We start from the raw sequence: 936 nt of genomic DNA on the forward strand, positions 1-936 counted from the left end.
CGGGTTGTCCGGCACAAGCAGCTCAGGCACGCCGCCGGCGAATTCCATCGCACAGACCATTCCCCCGATCCAGTCGGCGGTGGTCTGCCCCCGGGTGGCGCACGCGTATGTGTAATTCGACGCGCCAAGCACAGCGACGAAGATGCTGGCTTCAAACGCAAGGCCGCCTTCCGGGTCCAGAATCGGCACCATCTGACCTGCGAAGTCCGCAAACAGCTTCTCGCCGGCGCGGTGCTGCTGGCGCATGGACCGCTTGAGTGTCGCTGCCCAGTCCCGGTAACGGCAGCAGAACTGCGTGTATTGGTAAATGGGGACCCCGGGATTCGCGTCCAGGTATTCCTCCCACAGCAACTGCAGTGTCACGCCCTTGCGGCGCAGCTCGCGGTGCAGGTAGGGGAAGTCCGGCGTCACCCGTCCGCCCGGGCTGTTGGCCGGCTTCTGTGCGCCGAACAGCCGCTGCTCCAGCGTATCCTCGTTCAGGCTATCCGCCTGCGCCCAATCCAGCCCCGCTGCCTTCGCCATCGCGCGTACTGCGAAACGGCACCAACACTCACACCCGTCGCCCTAGCGATCTGCCGGTGCGAAAGGCCACACGCCCATTTCAGGCGAAGCACTTCCTTGATCTTGCGCATGGTCATCCGGTTGGCCGGCATCAGCTTGCTTCCTTGCAAAAAGGAAGCAGCGTATCGCCGGCGTTCTAGTCCATGCGCAGTCCCACCCCAGCCCTTGCCCGGCCCCATTACGGTGCGTGATCACCCGTTTCGGCTGCTTGATCACCTATTTCGGCAACGTGATCACTCGTTTCGGGATCGTGATCACCGATTTCGGCAGCGTCGTCGAAGTGATCACGTTCCGCCGAAACCAGCGAGCAGCTTCCCGCCGAAACAGGTGATCACGTTCCCCCGAAATCGCTGATCAAGCGCCCCGAAATACGCA

General features: G+C 62.8%; 1 pseudogene. It reads right to left on the reverse strand.

Going from position 1 to position 936, the window contains the following annotated elements:
- Positions 1-653: pseudogene (locus MKD50_RS30470) on the reverse strand (IS21 family transposase); the annotation flags it as partial.
- Positions 654-936 lie beyond the last annotated feature (283 nt).

This window comes from Cupriavidus mimosae (assembly GCF_023952485.1).
Lineage (GTDB): Bacteria > Pseudomonadota > Gammaproteobacteria > Burkholderiales > Burkholderiaceae > Cupriavidus > Cupriavidus taiwanensis_C.